This window comes from Boseongicola sp. (assembly GCF_057460485.1).
Window position 1 is genome coordinate 1 of the sequence record NZ_JBVCWP010000361.1, and the last position, 3,507, is coordinate 3,507.

At 59.2% G+C, this 3,507-nt stretch carries 2 protein-coding genes and 1 pseudogene; all 3 read left to right on the forward strand.

The window, feature by feature from the left end; translation table 11 throughout:
- The first annotated feature begins 51 nt into the window (after positions 1–51).
- Positions 52–537, forward strand: coding sequence for a DUF3576 domain-containing protein (locus tag AC221Y_RS22000; RefSeq protein ID WP_486708446.1), 486 nt, complete (start codon positions 52–54; stop codon positions 535–537).
- Between the two features lie 78 nt (positions 538–615).
- Entirely contained in the window at positions 616–3,171 is a 2,556-nt protein-coding gene (gene leuS / locus AC221Y_RS22005; RefSeq protein WP_486708447.1) for a leucine--tRNA ligase, read from the forward strand.
- Positions 3,158–3,507 (forward strand): annotated as a pseudogene (locus tag AC221Y_RS22010) (LPS assembly lipoprotein LptE); the annotation flags it as partial. The gene leuS and the pseudogene AC221Y_RS22010, both read left to right, overlap by 14 nt.

Below are 3,507 nucleotides of genomic sequence, written 5' to 3' on the forward strand. Positions count from 1 at the left end.
ACAGGGATTCCTCGGCTAATCATGCCCTAAATCTTAAGAAGGAACAGACATATGCGGGCATTGGCACGAATTGTCGCAAGCAGGGCGCTGGCGCCGCTTGCGATCGCGGTTTTGCTGTCCGGCTGTGGGGCCTTCAGCAATGTTTTCAACGGAGACACCGTAACGCCCGAATCGCTTCGAGAAGAAGAACCTGAAGGAACGATCTGGGACCTCTTCGCAAATGTGGATGACCCTAACGTCACAATCGAGGTAAACAAGTACATCTGGAACGCCACATTCGACGTGCTCGATTTCCTACCGATCCAATCAGCCGACCCCTTTACTGGCGTCATTGTTACCGGCTTCGGCACACCTCCAGGTGGCGGCACAGCCTACCGCGCCACGGTTTTTGTGCGCGATCCGGCCCTTGAGGCTCGCTCACTGAACCTTGCTCTCGCCACGCGCGCGGGCCCCGCACCCACGGCAACCGTGCGCGCTGTGGAGGACGCGATCCTGACCCGTGCGAGACAACTGCGCATCCGCGACATCAACCTATAGACCTTATTCATCCGCCCGACTAAGACGCTGGCCGGGTCACTGCACCCGGCCTTTTCATTTTCTCGAAAGACGACACCCATGCCCCCTTACGACACCAAGACCATTGAACCAAAATGGCAGAAGGCCTGGGAAGACGCCGGAACCTTTGTCGCGACCAAAGAGGGCGACAAACCGAAATACTACGTCCTTGAGATGTTCCCCTATCCGTCGGGCCGCATCCACATCGGACATGTGCGTAACTATACAATGGGCGACGTGATCGCGCGGTATAAGCTGTCGACGGGTCACAACGTCCTGCACCCGATGGGCTTTGACGCCTTCGGCATGCCTGCCGAAAACGCCGCCATGGCCATCGGCGGCCACCCGAAAACATGGACCTACGAGAACATCGACACGATGGTCGAACAGATGAAGCCGCTGGGCTTCGGCCTTGATTGGTCGCGCATGTTCGCCACCTGCGACCCGGAATACTACGGCCAACAGCAATCCATGTTCATCGACTTCATGGAAAAAGGGCTGGTCTACCGCAAGAACGCCACCGTGAACTGGGACCCGGTCGATATGACTGTGCTGGCCAACGAACAGGTCATCGACGGAAAAGGCTGGAGATCAGGCGCCGACGTCGTGCGCCGTGAGCTCACACAGTGGTTCTTCAAAATCAGCGATTTCTCCGAGGAATTACTCGACGCCATCGACGACCTTGATAACTGGCCCGCCAAAGTAAAGCTGATGCAGTCCAACTGGATTGGTAAATCGCGCGGCCTGCAGTTTGCGTTTGAGCGTACAGACGGCGGCGAGGCGATCGAGGTCTACACCACACGCCCCGATACTCTGATGGGGGCGTCCTTCGTTGGCATATCGGCCGATCATCCGCTGGCGCGCGAACTGGCAGAAACAAACCCCGCCATAGCCGCCTTCCGCACAGAGGTCGCCAAAGGCGGCACAACCGCGGAGGCAATGGACAAAGCAGAAAAGCTCGGACTGGACACCGGCCTCACCGTCAAACACCCGCTGAATCCCGACTGGGAACTCCCCGTCTGGATCGCCAACTTCATCCTGATGGACTACGGCACCGGCGCGATCTTCGCCTGCCCGGCCCACGACCAGCGCGATCTTGATTTCTGCCGCAAGTACGACTTGCCGGTGATCGACACCTTCCTGTCGCTCGAAAACCCCGCTCCGGTCGAAGGCGAAGCTTTCGTTCCACCCAAAACCGACAGCGTCAAATGGATCAACCATTTCGCGGGCCTCGACGTGGCCACTGGCGAAGACGCCGTCAACATAACAATCGACTTCGCGGAATCCCAAGGCTGGGGCAAAGGCGTCACAAACTTCCGCCTGCGCGACTGGGGCCTGTCGCGCCAGCGCTACTGGGGCTGCCCGATCCCCGTCGTCCACTGCGACGATTGCGGCGTCGTGCCCGAAAAGAAAGAGAACCTGCCGGTAGAACTTCCCGAAGACGTCACCTTCGACATTCCCGGAAATCCTCTTGACCGCCACCCCACATGGCGCGACACGGCTTGCCCGTCCTGCGGCAAACCGGCAAACCGAGAAACCGACACGATGGACACGTTTGTGGACTCAAGCTGGTACTTTGCCCGTTTCACAGCACCCCGCGCCACCACGCCGACGGTCATGGAAGACGCCGCCTACTGGATGAACGTCGATCAATACATCGGCGGCATCGAGCACGCGATCTTGCACCTCCTTTATTCCCGCTTTTTTGCCCGCGCGATGCACATCTGCGGCCACCTGCCCGCAAGTGCCATCGAGCCCTTCGATGCGCTGTTTACACAAGGCATGGTAACCCACGCGATTTATCAGACCAAGGGGACCCAGGACGGCCGCCCTGTCTATCATTACCCAGAGGACGTAGACCTCCGCGACGGCAAAGGTTTCCTCGCTGACGGCACCGAGGTCGAGATTATCCCCTCCGCCAAAATGTCGAAATCCAAAAACAACGTCGTCGACCCGGTCGCAATCATCGACCAATATGGTGCCGATACCGCCCGCTGGTTCGTTCTAAGCGATAGTCCGCCCGAGCGTGACGTCGAATGGACCGCTTCGGGTGCCGAAGCTTCCGCCAAACACCTCGCCCGCGTTCATCGCCTCTCCTGCGAGATCGCCGTCGCAGGCGAAGATGCCGGAAACACCGCCGAAGACAAAGACCTCCAACGCGCCACGCACAAAGCCATCCACGACGTTACAATGGGCGTCGATACCTTCGGTTTTAATGCAGCCATCGCAAAGCTTTATACCTTCACCAATGCCCTGCAAAAATCCAAAGCATCAACGTCCGCCAAACGCGACGCTGCCAAGACGCTTGCGCAACTCATGTCTCCCTTCACCCCGCACCTCGCGGAAGAAGTCTGGGCCATGCTCGGCGGAACAGGCCTTATCGCAAACGCGCCCTGGCCCATCGCCGATGAAAGCCTTCTGATTGAGGATACAGTCACCATGCCGATCCAGATCAACGGCAAGCGCCGCTCGGAAATCACCGTTGCGAAAGACATGGACAAGGCAGAGGTTGAAAAGCGGGCGCTTGCCGACGATGCTGTCGTGAAAGCGCTGGCCGGAGGTCAGCCGAAAAAGCTGATCGTCGTGCCGGGGCGCATTGTTAATGTTGTGGTATAAACCAACCAGATCACTAAGCCGCCGTGCCGTACTCCTTGGCGGTGCGACACTTTTTGCCGCTTGCGGCTTTGAGCCCGTCTACGGGCCCGGGGGTCGCGCGGAAAGCCTGTCGGGTCGCATCGACGTTCTGCCACCCTCCGACGAAGAGGGGCGCGCGCTTTCGCGCCGCCTTGAAAGCCGCCTTGGCATCGCTGCGGCCCCCGACCTCATCTTGGGGGCCGACATTGCCATCGAAGAAGAACAACTCGGCGTCCTCCCCGACGGGTCCATCAGCCGCTACAACGTCATTGGTCGCGTTGACTGGACGCTGACACGCAACGACGAAACCGTCCTGAA